This window comes from Bacillus sp. SH7-1 (genome assembly GCF_008042405.1).
In the GTDB taxonomy this organism is placed as follows: Bacteria; Bacillota; Bacilli; order Bacillales; family Bacillaceae_G; genus Bacillus_A; species Bacillus_A thuringiensis_N.
This window is the reverse complement of record NZ_QNUD01000015.1, coordinates 184,765-200,570: the sequence shown is the minus strand read 5'-3', so window position 1 is coordinate 200,570 and position 15,806 is coordinate 184,765. Positions and strand designations below refer to the sequence as shown.

Sequence of the window (15,806 nt, the reverse complement as noted above, 5' to 3'; positions counted from 1 at the left end):
CTGATACAATATCATCAGAACCAATTAAAGGGGGACTAGGGTATATGACAACTACTACAACAGTTAAATCCGATATTGAAATCGCACAAGAAGCGAGTATGAAGAAGATTCAAGAAATTGCAGCTGATTTAAATATTTTAGAAGATGAATTAGAGCCATACGGGCATTATAAAGGTAAGTTATCTCTTGATATTTTTAAGCGCTTACAAGATGAGAAAGACGGTAAAGTTGTTTTAGTAACAGCAATTAACCCAACTCCAGCTGGAGAAGGTAAATCAACAGTAACAGTTGGTTTAGGTCAAGCTTTTAATAGAATTGGTAAGAAAACAGTAATTGCACTTCGTGAACCATCTCTTGGACCAACGATGGGATTAAAAGGTGGAGCAGCAGGTGGTGGCTTTTCACAGGTTGTACCAATGGAAGACATTAACCTTCACTTTACTGGAGATATCCATGCGATCACAACTGCCAATAACGCGTTAGCGGCGTTTATTGATAATCATATCCAACAAGGAAACACACTTGGGATTGATACACGTAAAATCGTTTGGAAACGCTGTGTTGACTTAAATGATCGTGCCCTACGTAACGTAGTAATTGGTCTTGGTGGACCGGTTCAAGGTGTACCACGTGAAGATGGTTTTGATATTACAGTAGCATCTGAAATTATGGCCGTATTCTGCCTTGCAACAGATATTCAAGATTTAAAAGCACGTCTATCTCGCATTGTAGTTGCTTATAACTTTGCAAATCAACCTGTAACGGTAAAAGATTTAGGTGTAGAAGGTGCGTTAACATTATTATTAAAAGACGCATTAAAACCAAACTTAGTACAAACGTTAGAAAATACACCAGCTATTATTCACGGCGGACCATTTGCAAATATCGCTCACGGTTGTAACAGTGTTATCGCTACAACAATGGCAGCGAAATTAGGTGATTATGTTATTACAGAAGCTGGATTTGGTGCTGATTTAGGTGCAGAGAAGTTTTTAGATATTAAAGCTCGTGCAGCTGGTATTAAACCAGAAGCAGTTGTTATTGTTGCTACTATTCGTGCGCTTAAGATGCATGGTGGCGTGGCAAAAGATCAATTAAAAGCAGAAAATGTAGATGCATTAGCAAAAGGTATGGAAAACTTACAGAAGCATGTTGAAACAATTCAAAGCTTCGGTGTGCCTTTCGTAATTGCAATTAATAAATTCATTACAGATACAGATGCAGAAGTTGCATACTTACAAGAGTGGTGTAATGAGCGTGGCTATGCGGTATCCTTAACAGAAGTTTGGGAGAAAGGTGGCCAAGGCGGAGTTGACCTTGCTGAGAAAGTGTTAAAAGAAATTGAAAAAGGTGAAAACAATTACGCACCACTTTATGAATTAGAATTACCATTAGAAGAAAAAATTCGTACTATTGCTCAAAAAGTTTACGGTGCAAAAGATATTGAATTTGCTCCGAAGGCACGTAAGCAATTAGTTCAATATGAAGGAGAAGGCTGGAGTAACCTACCAATTTGTATGGCGAAAACACAATATTCTCTTTCTGATGATGCAACGAAATTAGGGCGTCCATCTGACTTTATCGTTACAATTCGTGAACTGAAACCATCTATTGGTGCAGGATTTATCGTTGCGTTAACAGGAACAATGTTAACAATGCCAGGTCTTCCAAAACAGCCAGCAGCACTACAAATGGATGTAAATGAAGATGGAAAAGCAGTAGGTTTATTCTAAAAGGTTGTAATTCATCTCGTTTATCTGTAAACTATATATACATCAAGTGGCGCCTTTCCATCGAAAGGCGCCTGTTTTTTGGAGGAAATTATGTTTGATCCAACTGCTTTTGATAATTTAAAAGTAATCGTAGAAGGTGCTGTTTATGATTTTGATTTACATGGAGATATTCTTGTAACAGATCGAAAAGATATGATGGATCTTGCTTCATTAAGTCGTATATATCATATTTCATTTCAGTTAACCGAACCATTCGAACCGTTAGTAGAAGCAACATTTTCACTATCTGTAGATGCAAAGAACTTGTCTGGTGAAATATTAGAAGTACCACAATTTACACCAGGATGTGAAATGAAGTTAGCATTTTCATTCCCGATTGAAAAACCAGAAGTAGTGTGCGGTGAAATTGAAACTTTCATGCATTCTATATGGGGAAAAGAAAGAATGATTACGCAAAAACTTTCATACGAATATAATAAGCAAGCGATTTCATATCATAATAAGGTAGAGGTTCTATTTCAAAAAGCGATTACAGAAGACCATGTTGATGATTTAATAGCTGTTATTTCACACATGATAGAAACGGTGCGAACAATACAACATTTTCTTCAAAAATAGAGATAAAGGAGAAAAACAAATGATAAAAGATATGCAACCATTTTTACAACAAGCTTGGGAGAAGGCTGGTTTTAAAGAATTAACTGAAATTCAAAAACAAGCAATTCCAACTATTTTAGAAGGACAAGACGTTATAGCTGAATCTCCAACTGGAACAGGAAAAACATTAGCGTACTTATTACCCCTTTTACATAAAATTAATCCTGAAGTAAAACAACCACAAGTTGTTGTTTTAGCGCCAACACGTGAGCTTGTCATGCAAATTCATGAAGAGGTTCAAAAGTTTACCGCAGGAACTGAAATTTCAGGTGCATCTTTAATTGGTGGTGCAGATATTAAGCGCCAAGTTGAAAAATTAAAGAAACACCCAAGAGTAATTGTCGGTTCACCAGGCCGTATTTTAGAATTAATTCGTATGAAAAAGCTAAAAATGCATGAAGTGAAAACAATTGTATTTGATGAGTTTGATCAAATTGTAAAACAAAAGATGATGGGTGCTGTGCAAGATGTAATTAAATCAACGATGCGCGATCGTCAATTAGTATTTTTCTCGGCGACAATGACAAAAGCTGCAGAAGACGCAGCACGTGATTTAGCAGTTGAACCACAATTAACACGTGTAACACGTGCAGAGTCAAAAAGCTTAGTTGAGCACACATATATCATTTGTGAGCGACGCGAAAAAAATGATTATGTAAGAAGAATTATGCATATGGGTGATGTAAAAGCAGTTGCTTTCTTAAATGACCCATTCCGTTTAGATGAAATTACGCAGAAATTGAAATTCCGTAAAATGAAAGCAGCAGCTCTTCATGCAGAGGCAAGTAAGCAAGAACGTGAAGCAACGATGCGTGCATTCCGCGGCGGGAAATTAGAAATTCTACTTGCTACTGATATTGCGGCACGTGGAATAGATATCGATGATTTAACACATGTAATTCATTTAGAGTTACCAGACACTGTAGACCAATATATTCACCGCTCAGGACGTACTGGACGTATGGGTAAAGAAGGAACAGTCGTTTCTCTTGTAACACAACAAGAAGAGCGTAAATTACTTCAATTTGCAAAAAAACTAGGTATCGTGTTTACGAAGCAAGAAATGTTCAACGGATCATTTGTAGAAACGAAACCGAAAGCACCAAAGAAAAAGAAACCAGCATTTACTGGGAAGAAAAAGCCTAGATAAATGATGAGGAAGGCGTAACTATTTGTAGTTACGTCTTTTTTGTTTGTAATCAAGTGATAAAGGGAATTGTATTAGTGTTTTTTTTATGTGCCTATCATATATATGCTTCTACTGGGAGTATCGAAAAAAGGGTAGTTTATTTATTTGGTTTATACGAGGAAATAATATAAAAAAAGTCGAATATTAAACTGATGCGAAATAATAAAAAGAAGGTACACATATGGATAGGAAATTAGGAATGTTTTTAAATACGAAACATATTGAAGTAAACGAAGGAATAAAGAAGGCGAGAGAATGGGGGTTAGAATATATTCAATTATATGCTATGAATCCGACTTTCAACTTAGCTAACATTTCAAAGGTACAATGGAATACATTAAAAGAAAACTTATCTTTTAATGAGATTCAAGTCCCGTCATTAGCAATTAGCTTCGGAGAAAATGGAATAATAGGAACTGAAGCTGAATGTGCAATAGAGAGTTTTAAATATATTACTGATAAAGGGTTAAGGTTAGGAGCTAACATAGTAACAGCCCATATTGGAAAAATCCCTGATGATGAAAATAGTGAGTACTATGATAAAATGATACGTGTTTGTAATAAAATAGGGGACTTAGCGTTCAGATTTGGAGGATTCTTCGCCATTGAGACGGGATCTGAAAAAGCGATAGTATTAAAACGATTTTTAGAAAATGCAAATTCGAAAGGACTAGCTGTTAACTTTGACCCAGCAAATTTAATAAGTGATGTAAATGAAAATCCGTTAGAAGGTTTATTACTATTAAAAGATTATATAGTACAAACTCATATTAAAGATTGTAAAGAAGTGAAAAGTGATCGTTCAACTAAGTATATAGAAGTAGCAGTAGGAAATGGTGAAGTGGATTTCGATGTATTCTTCAAAGTATTAGATGAACTTGGGTTCGATGGGTATAACATGATTGAAAGAAATGATTATTTTGACGAACTGGATGGGATGAGTCAGTCGATAAATTTTGCAAAGAAGTACATACCAACTCAAAAGGAATAACGATAGCATCTGTAGAAAGTTACATAGAATATAATATAAAAACATTAGGAGGAATACAAATGATTCAAAAAGTCGGACAAATTATGTTATATGTAAATAATCAAGATGAGGCAGTAAATTTTTGGACGGAAAAGGTAGGGTTTCATGTAGTAGCAGAAGAAGATAACAAGCAAGGAATGAGATGGATTGAAATTGCTCCAACTAACGGTGCTGAAACGAGCATTATATTACATAATAAAGAAGTTATTTCGAAAATGAGCCCAGAATTAAATCTTGGTACACCGTCCTTAATGTTCTTCTCAGAAAATCTGGATCAATTATATGCAGATTTAAAAAATAAAAATGTTACTGTTGGAGAAATGGTAACTATGCCTTCTGGTAAAGTGTTTAACTTTGCTGATAGTGAAGGGAATTATTTTGCGGTTATGGAGAAAAACCAATAATAATATTGCTATGTGAAAATCCCCCTCAAATATATTGAGGGGGATTAAATCTTTGAAGTGGATTTTTCATGAGAGAGTTGTTTAATAAAAAAAGTACCTTTTTCAATAGCAGTTTCAATATAACCGACAATTTGATTAAACGTAAACACCTGTAAGTCTTCATGCAAGTGTTGCTCGGGATACAGCATATCTTCAAAAAGATACTTTCGAAAAGCTAAAACGTTTTCTTTAGAAACCTCTTCAATATCTACAATGTGAGTCTCTTGATTGAGAAGAGAGAAGAGCTGTTGTTCTTTATCGTAATGATGAAGCAACTTTGCATTTAACAATTTAAAATCGTTATAGTACAGAGGCGCGATAGTTTCGTCGTTTTCTATTCTATTTTTTAGCCAAGGTAGAAAAAAGCCACTTAGCCAATTATCATCGGCAATGAGGTGGGTGTAATAGCCTAAGAGAAAAGGGGAATCCATTTGAGCTTTATATTTTTGAAAGAAAGAATTGAAATCTATCCTTCTCGTATAGTTTTTCGTTGTGCCAGCGTAAAAATGTGAAGTTCCTTTTTCTTCTGCTGAATGAACCGCATCAGGGGCTACACCTCCAAGTATGAAAGAAGTTTTATCTTGAATACATAGTTTTTCGGCAATACCGTTAGCGATAATAGCATGCATAATTCGTGATCCCATGAATGACACCTCGGTTTCAAGTATTCATTTCAGGAAGAGGACTGAACAGTTAGTATTACTTTCCCTGTACTTTTTCTACTTTCGACCCATTCATGTGCTTTCCCTGCATCTTGGAGTGGAAAAGATTTCGTAGCCTTGATTTGCAAACGTCCGTCACGCAAATAACGGAATACTTCATTTGCAGTTTCTTGGAGTAGTTCAGGGCGTTGTTTTCGTGTAGTGCCAAAGCTAAAACCGAGTATAGAACGGCAACTGGCATGTAAATCTTCCGTTTGGAAATTTCCAATTTCACCGCTAGCATTACCGAAATGAACGAGACGACCGTAATAAGCAAGACAGTTTAAACTTCTTTCAGAAACAGTTCCAGAAATAGAGTCCAAAATGATATTAACCCCTTCTCCGTTTGTCAGCTCATTGGCTTTCTCTACAAAATCTTCATCTTGATGAAAAATAACATAATCAGCTCCAGCATCTAAAGCGATTTTTCTTTTTTCTTCACTTCCGACAGTACCGATTACTTTTCTAGCCCCTAATAGTTTTGCAAGTTGAATCGCTGTAGTGCCAATTCCGCCAGCAGCTGCATGAATGAGTACAGATTCACCTTGTTGAATCCTAGCAACATTTGCGAGTAAATTATAGCTTGTAAAAGATACGATAGGACAAGCGGCTGCAATTTGAAAGTTGACCTCATCAGGTAAAGCAAAAGTAAGATTTTCATTTGCAACAACATATTCAGCGTAAGATCCATTTTGAGGAAAAGCGATGACACGCTGTCCAGGATAAATATTTTTCACATGAGAACCGACACGTTCTACCATACCAGCAGCATCTATCCCTGGAATAAAAGGTAGTGCTTTATTTCCTTTTTTGCCATAACGTGATTTAATATCGGCGAAATTAACACTTGTAGCAACAACACGAATTAAAACTTGATCTTCTGAAATAGCCGGAATATCTACATCTGTATATTTCATCACTTCAGGACCACCGAACGACGTTACAACGATAGCTTTCATCATATATCCTCCTAAATTTGACTATATAAATCATTTTAAGTCTTCATTAGAAATTGGAAAATTATATAATAGTTATGCAAGGTTATAAGTGAAGCTTATGAACTCATTGAATCATTATATTAATTTATATAAAAAACTTTTTTTAAAAATCGAACGAAATATAAATTACTTGCCAATATATTGTGTAAGACAAAGGAGGGCTGGTATATGAAGAGTGAAATAGATTACGTACATTTCATTCAATTAACTTTATCAGGCAATAAAGAAGCGTATAGCGAATTGTATGATAAAACGATTCAAGAAGTATATAAAACAGCACATTTCTTAATAGATGATAAAACGGATGTAGATGATGTCGTTCAAGAAATATACATACAGCTATATGAATCGCTTCATAAATATGATACCGAGAAACCATTTCGTCCTTGGCTAATTGGGCTTGCGATTAAACAAATTCATTCTTATAGAAGAAAGAGGTGGATGCGTCTACGAATTATAAAAAAAGCGGAAGAGCAAAGAAAACCAGTGCAAATTGATTTTTCTAACGATGTTTTAAGTAAAATATCAAACCAAAAACTAATCGAACTCATTCATAAATTACCGTATAAATTGAAACAAGTTATTATTTTAAGATATTTACATGATTATTCACAAGAAGAAGTAGCACAAATATTACATATTCCAATTGGTACTGTGAAATCTAGAATTCATTCGGCATTAAAGAAACTACGTCAAAAAGAGCAAGTAGAAGAAATCTTTTTAGGAGAGGTAGGGAATGTGAAATGAGTTTAGATTGCAGAGTTAGAGAATCTATACAAGAAGAAGCGAAGGGGGTTGTTGCACCGCCGGAGTTAAAAGAAAAAGTAATCGTTCAAATAAAGATAAATCAAGGGGGGCGTAAGAGAAAGAAACGTCTTATCGTAGGAGTGCTTGCAGCAGCGTTTTTAATCCCAACGACTGGTTTTGCGTATCAATCTATTATGGCAGATGGTATATACGGATCTTTTGAAAACTTAAAAAAACATGCTGGAACGATGACATTAGAGGCGTACATGCGTTTTAGTGCAAAGTTATCAGAAGCGAAAGATGAAATGGGTGCGAAGGAATATAAAGAGTTTACAAAAGAACTAAAAAAATTAACAAATGCAAAGCTGGTGTACGGAGATTCGAACGGTAATATTGATTATGATGGATTATCACCAGAAAAAAGAGAAGAAATGAAAAAGGTAAGTATGGGCCTTCAACCATACTTTGATAAATTAAATGGTCATAAATCTAGTAAAGAAGTATTAACGCAAGAAGAGTTTGATCGCTATATGGAAGCTTTAATGACACATGAAATAGTACGAGTGAAGACAAAATCAACTGGTGCAATAAAACTAGAAGAAGTACCTGAGGCATATAAAGAAAGATTTATGAAAGCAGAGCAGTTTATGGAGTATGTAGACGAAAAGGTGAGATAAGTAAAAAAGCTCAGAGTCTAAGCTCTGAGCTTTTCTTATTGAAATGTAAATATATTAACCACCTATGCCTTTTGCTAGCAATAGGAAATATGTAACTACTAGTATTATTCCATTTAATACTGTACCAACTATTCCGAATAACCAATTCTTTGAAGCTATCGCAAAAAGAATGCCGATTAATGAGAGAATACCTAGTATCGAAATAATTAAAGTTAAATTTGCATTAGGCCCTCTTAGAATAAAGAAAGAACATATGCTTGCGAGAAACATTAGACACGAGAATCCAAAAAATCTATACATAATAATTCTCCCTTGATTGAAATGTAATTTGACTTAGTACGTGATTTTCTTTAGTTTAACATAAATTTCCTTTTCTCGTGTGTAGAGACTTTTACAAATAATATTGCATTTATAAATAAACCGCCGAAACCAATGATATTTAAGTATTGGTCATCAATTATATTTTTTCATATTTGCAGTGTCTTTTTGTATAAAGGAATCTAACAGTGAATAACCAGCTATTAAACTAATAATCGTAACAAAAGTTGTATTTATAAGAATAATATTAGCTAAATAAGGCAAGTACGAACCAACTGGTGAAAAGAGTAGAGCTGGAGAAAAGGAAAGAAATAGCGTAGGCAACGTAATAGCAATAAATTTATCCGGTTGAAAGCTCCAGTTTTGTTTACTCGTTTCGCGATTAATAGATTGAAGGAATCGTAATAAAATGCCAACGATAAGAGGGAAGAGTGTAAAGTAGAATAATCTTGGATAAACGTTAAAGTTCACTTGCGCGTCTGTATCTAAATAAAATTGAATTTTCACTCCGACAAATAATAATAAGACGATAAATAATGTGAAGCAGAGGTATAGCATCACTTTTTGCATTACATTCCACCATCCTTTACTAAAAATATATTCAAAGAAAAAAGAGATATACAATAACGACTGTTGTATATCTCTTCTTTTACTGCTAATTAATAGTGGAATTTGTTTTTTCTAGCTTCGTGAAATAATCAATAATGCCCATCGCACTAATTTCTATATCTAGATGTAAAATGTTATAAACGGAATGATCTGATGGGACGTTTAACTTTGTAAGATGAGAAGAGATCTTATCCATTAATAAGGTTTGTAAAGCTTTAGTCGCTTCATCGAAATCATTATACTTTTCAAAGACCTCTTTACCAGTATGAACGAAAATAGGTAGCCAATGTTCCAATTGGTTATATACTTCTGTAACATTGGATGATGCACCGTAATGGCCGAAATAAATTGTATCTACGTTCATATTTTGAATATGATTTTTAGAATCAATCATCGCATCTGGTTGAAATTGTGAAGGAGACGTTGATGGTAGATATAGCTCTACACCAAGGTCTGCAAGTTCTCTATAATAAATTCCAATTGTATCACCAGTGAAAATACCGTTTGTTAATGAATCGTGAATGCTAATATGGTGCTTAGCATGCCCAGGTGTATCGTAAAATGTAAGTGTACGGTTTTCTGCAATTTTTAATGTATCACCGTGTTGTACAATATAAACGCGTTCTTCTTCTATAGGAAGAATTGGATCGAAAAGTTTATCGAAATCTTCTTTGTACACAGCTTTTGCACCTAAAATGAGTTTTGTTGGATCAATCATATGACGAGCACCGCGAGAATGTACATATAAAGTAGCGTTTGGACACTTTTCCATCACCAGTCCAGCTGCGCCAGCGTGATCTAAATGAACATGTGTAACGATAATGTTTTTTACATCGTTTAAATCAATATGTAATTGTTGTAAGCCGTCTAAAATATACGGAAGAGAAGGGGCTGCACAAGTTTCAATTAAAGTAATATCATCACCTAATAAAACGTACGTACCTGTTCGTTCATTATGTTGTAAATCAAAATCATCAATAAGATACAGGTGAGAAGATAATTGCTCTACTTTTTTCATCTTTATCACTCCTTATATACGGTATGTAACTATTATACGTTAAAAATACAAAAAGGCAGAAAACGAAAGCCTCGTTTTCTGCCTTTTTGTATTGTAATTATTGCTTTTGTTGTTTATTGATAGACATAACGAACAGCCCAACAATGCCGCCAACTAATGGAAGCATAATCTCTCCTGCTAAATTAAAGTAGGAGCTTAAGAATAAACCATTTACATCGATTACCCAGCCAATAACATACAATAACATCATATATAGTACGAAATAAAACTCGCGATTTGAAATCGTTTCATGTTGTGCAGTTTTCATAATGAACACCATCCTTTTCTATAATAATAGAATATAAACTGTCACATTTTGTTCACAATTCAATTGTAAATCTTTCCATCATAAAAGTCTAGTATATTGTGTCGAATTTTTGAATAATAATGAAGCGCTTTCATTTATGGAGAGAAATATGTAATAAGAGCCGTAAATTCACGAATGTAGTATAGTATAAACATAGAATGATAGTGAAGAGAGGGGCATAAACAATGACAGTTTATGATTTTTCAGCTAAAACGATAACAGGAGAAGATAAAGCGTTAAAAGATTACGAAGGAAAAGCACTTCTTATTGTAAATGTAGCTAGTAAATGCGGGTTTACACCACAATATAAAGGATTACAAGAAGTATATGATAAATATAAAGACCGAGGACTTGAAATACTAGGTTTCCCTTGTAACCAATTTGGAGGACAAGAACCAGGTACAGAAGCAGATATTACTAGTTTTTGTGAGCTAAACTATGGTGTGAATTTCCCGATGTTTGCAAAGATTGATGTGAAAGGTGATAAGGCTCATCCTCTGTATACATACATGACAGAACAAGCACCAGGTTTACTCGGTATGAAATCAGTGAAATGGAACTTTACGAAGTTTCTAATCGGAAAAGACGGGAAAGTAGTAGGGCGTTTTGCGCCACAGACGAAGCCAGTGGATTTAGAGGTTGAGATTGAGAAGATACTTGGGTAATAATTAGGATTTTCACTTTATTAAAAACGCCTCAAAGAACGATGTAGTTCTTTAAGGCGTTTTCTTTACACTCACATTATTAAGATTAAATCACTGTATTGAATTCAGTTGATTTAGGCGGAGAAGCTGCTTTTTTCATAAGCACTTCCCATAAGTGTACGGATTTCTTCCATTCGGATGCGGTCTGTCCCTTTTGATACATAGCATTCTCATAACTGAAAGTAAGCTGTTGCATATCGGCCGAGTTGTAAAGTGTATCGACATGGAGAGCGTATTCTCGAAATGTTTGACTTTCTCCTCGTCGTATACCAATTCTCACAAATTGTTTTAAAAGTGCATCGTAAGCTTTTGTAAAAACGGCATCATCTTTTCGATATTTATAGAAAAGAATGATAAAAAATGTAATCCATTTCATTCTAGTGATGAAGAGAATGTATCCTATAATACTAATTGGTATCGAAGAGAGGAATACGTACCACCAAGAGAATCTATTTTTAGTATTAGTAATCTTTTTAGTAGGAGTTTCTTCAGTATCTTCTATTAAACTTTTGAGCTTTGCTTCATTGTTTCTTTGGTGCATTTGCGCGTTTTGAGAATTAGTTTCTTCGCGATTTTGTATAGTAGGAGCAGGAGTATTATTTATAAAATTATAGGGATTAGTAAATCCTTTTGTCGGTTCGAATGGAACCCATCCGTATTCTGGGAAATATACTTCGACCCAAGAGTGTGCGTTATTGTTCGCGACCTTATAAACATCCTCACCTTCAGCACCCACCAGCGTATTATCAAGAGTTCCTTCTGTATAACCTTTTACCCAGCGAGCTGGAATACCGGCAGAACGAAGTAACACAATCATAGACGTCGAAAAATTATTACAGTAGCCGCTTTTTGTATCGAAAAGGAATTGATCTACATAATCTTGGTTTTTGGCAGGGAATAAGACATTCGTAGTTTCATATACAAAAGAATGGTCGGTGAAGTAATTTTCAATAGCTAATACTTTATCATATCGGTTATTTTTATCATTTGTTAGATTAACAGCTAAGTCTCTTACTCGCTGCGGTAATGATTCGGGAAGTTGCGTGTACTTTGTCATGAAATAAGGATTTGATTCTTGACCTTCATTCGTTTTTACAGCTTTCAAATTTTCTATGGAAAACTCCGGGACCTCATATGTTACTTTATATGAATGTAAAGTAGTGGAAGAGTCTCCGTCCATCGTATAGATTTTTTCTGAAAATGTGTCAACGCTGTATGATACATCAGAAGAAGCCTCAACGGATACTAATCCTGCTGGATAGGTAAGGTGAGGATACTTTTTTTGCATGGTGATTGTTGCCTTAGTTGTCTCTGTTTTTGTATTTTGTTCGTACCAACTCACGACATCATTTTTATTTTTAAAAGAAATCTTCTTTTGATTTTCAGAAACTTCCCATCCTTTTCCGGTATAAAAATCTTTCGTTTCTACTCTCCAATATTGTTTGTTTTGCGTTGCTGCTGTAAAAACAATTGTAGGATCCGCCTTAAAAGGACCACCTAATTTTGAGTCATCTAAACCATATCCAATTTTAGAAACTTCTTGCTTTTTACTTGCTTCAGATGTGTTGAATTTTAAAAAATCTATTTGGTTTGTCCATTGAGGGCCAAATTTTGGAGCAAAGTATGCGATGGTTGCTGACAATACAATAAATATTGTAAGAGGTCTAAGTAATTTTGAGATTTCTCTAGCATAATTTTGTAAATATTCACTCTCTTTTATTCTTTCTATGTGAAGAAGACTAAGCATAAAGAAGCCGATGACAATAGTACGAATAATAGCGTAGTTTGCATTGTATAAATGTAAGTTATGAAAAATTGTGATATAAATAATAGTCAATATAAGAAATAACAATCCACGCTTTTTATGAATCATCCAAAAAGAGATGAAAGCACTCAAAAACCAAAATAATAGAAAAAATAAAACTGTTGGAAAAACAGGAGAAATATCTAGCAAATTCCCTTGGAAAAACAGGGAGGAATTTCGAGAAATATCAGTGGAAAAATTCGTTAGCCAAGATGGATTTATAAAAGAATTATTATAATACAGGAAATGAGTGATGAATAAAATCGTAATGATTTTTATTGGAATCTGCCATCTTACTTGAAAAAAAGAGAGAGTGAAGCAAATTCCTATAAATATTACAAAAATATCTAATCTCCCTACGTTTGTAATATCTATAAGGGGTCTTAGCCATTCTAGTAAAAGTAGAAATGCACATACATGCATGAAGAATCTACTCATATCCCATTTGTATTTTGTTTGTAATGTTGTCATTTGCTCACCTCAAAAACCACATTTGTATATCGGTTTTCATAAACCACATTTACAAAAATTTTTCGTTTTTGTAGAGTTTCTAAAATACTTAGTTCTCGATGTGAGAGTTGATTCGGTTTTTCTTTCACGACAAAAACTAGTAATTTTCTATTTTTTATAGCAGCACAATCAGCCGCCTTTTGAATGTCGGGAGAAAGATTACTGGTCACGAGTATAATCGTTACAGGCACATAAACTTTTCTTAATTCCATTTCTATACTCCGAGAGAGTGGGAATACACTGTCTGCTTGTACTTTCGCTAAATGACAAAAGATTTGTTGCAACTGGCTATCTCCATTGTCTAAAGGAAAAAAAGTACGTTCTTTTCCGACAGACACGAATGACGCTGGTGAATTTTGCTTCAAGACAGCCCTCACAATAGAGGCAGTAAACGTTACAACTGATTCGAATAGAGGAGACTCGGTTCTGTCCATGAATAACATAATATTATGGCTGCGCTGTTGTTCAAATTCTTTCGTCATAATATTGTTCGTTCGTGCAGTTGCTTTCCAATCAATCCATGAAAAGCGGTCACCAGGTTTATATTCTCTGACACCGACAGAAATGGTAGAGTCTTTTGCTAAATTGAGATTTGGAGAAAGCGCCCCTTGTTCGAAATGATTTTCCAATTGTCGATACGCTATATCTACATACTGCGGATAGACTAAATATGTATCTGGAACTGAAAAAGTTACTTCTTTCTCCATCATGCCGAATAAATCACCAGTTTTGATACGTACGCTTGAAAAAGTGTGTTCTCCTCTAGGGATTGTGTCAATAACATATTGAAACGAAATATTTCGTTTTAATCCCGGAAAAAGTATTGCCTTATTCATCTTTGTTTGTCTACAACTTGTAAAGTACGGTGGCAGTTCATCTTCTATAACTAAATAAAGTAAAGGGAAAGGAAATTTTCTTTTTATTGTAATGGTGCTTACAAATGGTTCTCCAGCTACATAATCGTTTTGATTTGTTATTCTTTTTACTTCAGCGCCCCGTAAAGCGTAGAAGGGAAGGAATAGTGAATAAAGGCCGATAGGAATCATACTGTAAAACAGAAACCAACTTACAAATCCTCCTTGAAACATAGTGTATACAAATGTTAAGACTAGGCATAAAGGGATTAGTAATAACTTCGTAACGTGATATAGTGCTCGTAGCATGCGTTTCATCAAAGATTCATCGTCCTTTGAGTCGGCACGGCAGTTCGTGCAACGATTTTTGAAATAACTTGTTCCCCTGTTATTCCTTCAAATTTTGCTTCCATTTTTAGAATAAGTCTGTGAGCTAACACGTAAGGAGCTAAAAATTTAACATCGTCTGGAATAACATAATTTCTGCCATGAATGAATGCATAAGCTTGTGAAGCTTTCATTAAAGCAATTGAGCCGCGTGGACTTGCGCCTAGCTGTATAGAACTATAAGAACGAGTTTGACTAACAAGCTTTACAATGTAATGCTTGATTCCTTTGTCCATACTTACTTCCCGTACGCTTTGTTGTAAATAAAGTAATTCTTCTATTGTTGTAATAGCTTGTAAATGGGAGAGGGGGTTCGCTTTTTCCATCCGGTTTAAAATTTCAAATTCTTCTTCTGGTGTAGGATATCCCATTCTTAGTTTCAATAAGAAACGATCGAGCTGAGCTTCTGGTAGAGAATATGTTCCTTCATATTCGACCGGATTTTGTGTAGCCATTACAAAAAACGGTTTTGGTAACGGTCTAGTAATGCCATCTATTGTAATATTTCCTTCTTCCATACTTTCAAGTAGAGCAGACTGTGTTTTTGGAGATGTACGATTAATTTCATCAGCAAGTATAAAATTCCCCATGATTGGTCCAGGCTTGAACTCAAATTGGAGCTCTTTCGGATTATAAATAGAAACACCTGTAACATCTGACGGCAGTAAGTCAGGTGTGAATTGAATGCGCTTGTAATCAGCATCAATGGATTTAGAAAGAGCACGTACTAACATTGTTTTCCCAACGCCAGGCACATCTTCTAATAGTACATGACCTTCAGCCAAGAGAGCTGTCAAAGCTAAGATCGTTTCTTTTCGTTTGCCGACCATTAACTTTTCAATATTGTTAATTATTTTTTCTATAATGGGATGTAATGAATCAAGCTGGTGCATGGTAATCCTCCTAATGTGTTATTATCGTTTTCTAATCTATTTAGTGAAAAATAGAATGTATTCTTCTATTTGTGAGTAGTAAAGCTATTATTTTGAATTCTGAGAATATTCAGATTATTTATTGTGATTACATCTAGTATAATTGTTTCCGCAACTAAGGGCAATATGGTAAATAATGAATTGTAGTT

The 15,806-nt window shown here is 34.6% G+C and carries 17 protein-coding genes; 8 read left to right on the top strand and 9 right to left on the bottom strand.

Annotation, left to right across the window (positions count from 1 at the left end; all coding sequences use genetic code 11):
* Positions 1-44: 44 nt before the first annotated feature.
* The 5 genes from DN390_RS14815 (at position 45) to DN390_RS14795 (ending at position 5,013) form a co-directional block, all read left to right on the top strand.
* The gene (locus DN390_RS14815) at positions 45-1,733 is read left to right on the top strand and encodes a formate--tetrahydrofolate ligase (protein ID WP_147807752.1); all 1,689 of its coding nucleotides are present in this window, start codon (positions 45-47) and stop codon (positions 1,731-1,733) included.
* Positions 1,734-1,823: 90 nt separating this feature from the next.
* The gene (locus DN390_RS14810; RefSeq protein WP_000460210.1) at positions 1,824-2,351 is read left to right on the top strand and encodes a hypothetical protein; all 528 of its coding nucleotides are present in this window, start codon (positions 1,824-1,826) and stop codon (positions 2,349-2,351) included.
* A gap of 19 nt (positions 2,352-2,370) precedes the next feature.
* Positions 2,371-3,540 (top strand): DEAD/DEAH box helicase, encoded by a 1,170-nt coding sequence (locus DN390_RS14805; RefSeq protein WP_097949690.1) that lies wholly within the window; start codon positions 2,371-2,373, stop codon positions 3,538-3,540.
* 220 nt (positions 3,541-3,760) lie between these two features.
* Positions 3,761-4,570 carry a sugar phosphate isomerase/epimerase family protein gene (locus tag DN390_RS14800; RefSeq protein WP_147807691.1) on the top strand — a complete coding sequence of 270 codons (810 nt, stop codon included), beginning with the start codon at positions 3,761-3,763 and terminating at the stop codon, positions 4,568-4,570.
* A gap of 59 nt (positions 4,571-4,629) precedes the next feature.
* Entirely contained in the window at positions 4,630-5,013 is a 384-nt protein-coding gene (locus DN390_RS14795) for a VOC family protein (protein ID WP_098608553.1), read from the top strand.
* A 44-nt stretch (positions 5,014-5,057) separates the two neighbouring features.
* Here DN390_RS14795 and DN390_RS14790 read toward each other — a convergent pair whose 3' ends face one another.
* Complete coding sequence (locus tag DN390_RS14790; protein WP_098264233.1) at positions 5,058-5,696, bottom strand: zinc dependent phospholipase C family protein; 639 nt, start codon at positions 5,694-5,696, stop codon at positions 5,058-5,060.
* A gap of 29 nt (positions 5,697-5,725) precedes the next feature.
* Positions 5,726-6,712: a quinone oxidoreductase family protein gene (locus tag DN390_RS14785; protein ID WP_098296537.1), complete on the bottom strand. Its 987-nt coding sequence runs from the start codon at positions 6,710-6,712 to the stop codon at positions 5,726-5,728.
* 207 nt (positions 6,713-6,919) lie between these two features.
* Between DN390_RS14785 and DN390_RS14780 the strand changes: the two genes are divergently transcribed.
* Together DN390_RS14780 and DN390_RS14775 are read left to right on the top strand one after the other, a co-directional pair.
* Positions 6,920-7,498: a sigma-70 family RNA polymerase sigma factor gene (locus tag DN390_RS14780; RefSeq protein ID WP_147807690.1), complete on the top strand. Its 579-nt coding sequence runs from the start codon at positions 6,920-6,922 to the stop codon at positions 7,496-7,498.
* Positions 7,495-8,175 carry a DUF3600 domain-containing protein gene (locus tag DN390_RS14775; protein ID WP_097949685.1) on the top strand — a complete coding sequence of 227 codons (681 nt, stop codon included), beginning with the start codon at positions 7,495-7,497 and terminating at the stop codon, positions 8,173-8,175. The genes DN390_RS14780 and DN390_RS14775 overlap by 4 nt, the downstream gene beginning before the upstream one ends.
* A gap of 54 nt (positions 8,176-8,229) precedes the next feature.
* Here DN390_RS14775 and DN390_RS14770 read toward each other — a convergent pair whose 3' ends face one another.
* The 4 genes from DN390_RS14770 to DN390_RS14750 all read right to left on the bottom strand — a co-directional run bounded on the left by DN390_RS14770 (position 8,230) and on the right by DN390_RS14750 (position 10,427).
* On the bottom strand, positions 8,230-8,475 hold the full coding sequence (locus tag DN390_RS14770; protein ID WP_147807689.1) for a hypothetical protein: 246 nt from the start codon (positions 8,473-8,475) through the stop codon (positions 8,230-8,232).
* Positions 8,476-8,628: 153 nt separating this feature from the next.
* Positions 8,629-9,063, bottom strand: coding sequence for a hypothetical protein (locus DN390_RS14760; RefSeq protein WP_147807688.1), 435 nt, complete (start codon positions 9,061-9,063; stop codon positions 8,629-8,631).
* An 85-nt stretch (positions 9,064-9,148) separates the two neighbouring features.
* Positions 9,149-10,120, bottom strand: coding sequence for an MBL fold metallo-hydrolase (locus DN390_RS14755; protein WP_147807687.1), 972 nt, complete (start codon positions 10,118-10,120; stop codon positions 9,149-9,151).
* A 97-nt stretch (positions 10,121-10,217) separates the two neighbouring features.
* Positions 10,218-10,427 (bottom strand): DUF3925 family protein, encoded by a 210-nt coding sequence (locus DN390_RS14750; RefSeq protein WP_000844977.1) that lies wholly within the window; start codon positions 10,425-10,427, stop codon positions 10,218-10,220.
* Between the two features lie 224 nt (positions 10,428-10,651).
* Here DN390_RS14750 and bsaA point away from each other — a divergent pair, with 224 nt between their 5' ends.
* Positions 10,652-11,131 carry a glutathione peroxidase gene (gene bsaA, locus DN390_RS14745; RefSeq protein WP_098296538.1) on the top strand — a complete coding sequence of 160 codons (480 nt, stop codon included), beginning with the start codon at positions 10,652-10,654 and terminating at the stop codon, positions 11,129-11,131.
* Between the two features lie 85 nt (positions 11,132-11,216).
* Here bsaA and DN390_RS14740 read toward each other — a convergent pair whose 3' ends face one another.
* Genes DN390_RS14740 through DN390_RS14730 form a run of 3 tightly spaced genes read right to left on the bottom strand, consistent with a single transcriptional unit; the run spans position 11,217 to position 15,618 of the window.
* Entirely contained in the window at positions 11,217-13,445 is a 2,229-nt protein-coding gene (locus DN390_RS14740) for a transglutaminase TgpA family protein (protein WP_147807686.1), read from the bottom strand.
* Complete coding sequence (locus DN390_RS14735; RefSeq protein WP_147807685.1) at positions 13,442-14,656, bottom strand: DUF58 domain-containing protein; 1,215 nt, start codon at positions 14,654-14,656, stop codon at positions 13,442-13,444. The genes DN390_RS14740 and DN390_RS14735 overlap by 4 nt, the downstream gene beginning before the upstream one ends.
* Positions 14,656-15,618 (bottom strand): AAA family ATPase, encoded by a 963-nt coding sequence (locus DN390_RS14730; protein ID WP_131102009.1) that lies wholly within the window; start codon positions 15,616-15,618, stop codon positions 14,656-14,658. Before DN390_RS14730 ends, DN390_RS14735 begins: the two co-directional genes overlap by 1 nt.
* Positions 15,619-15,806 lie beyond the last annotated feature (188 nt).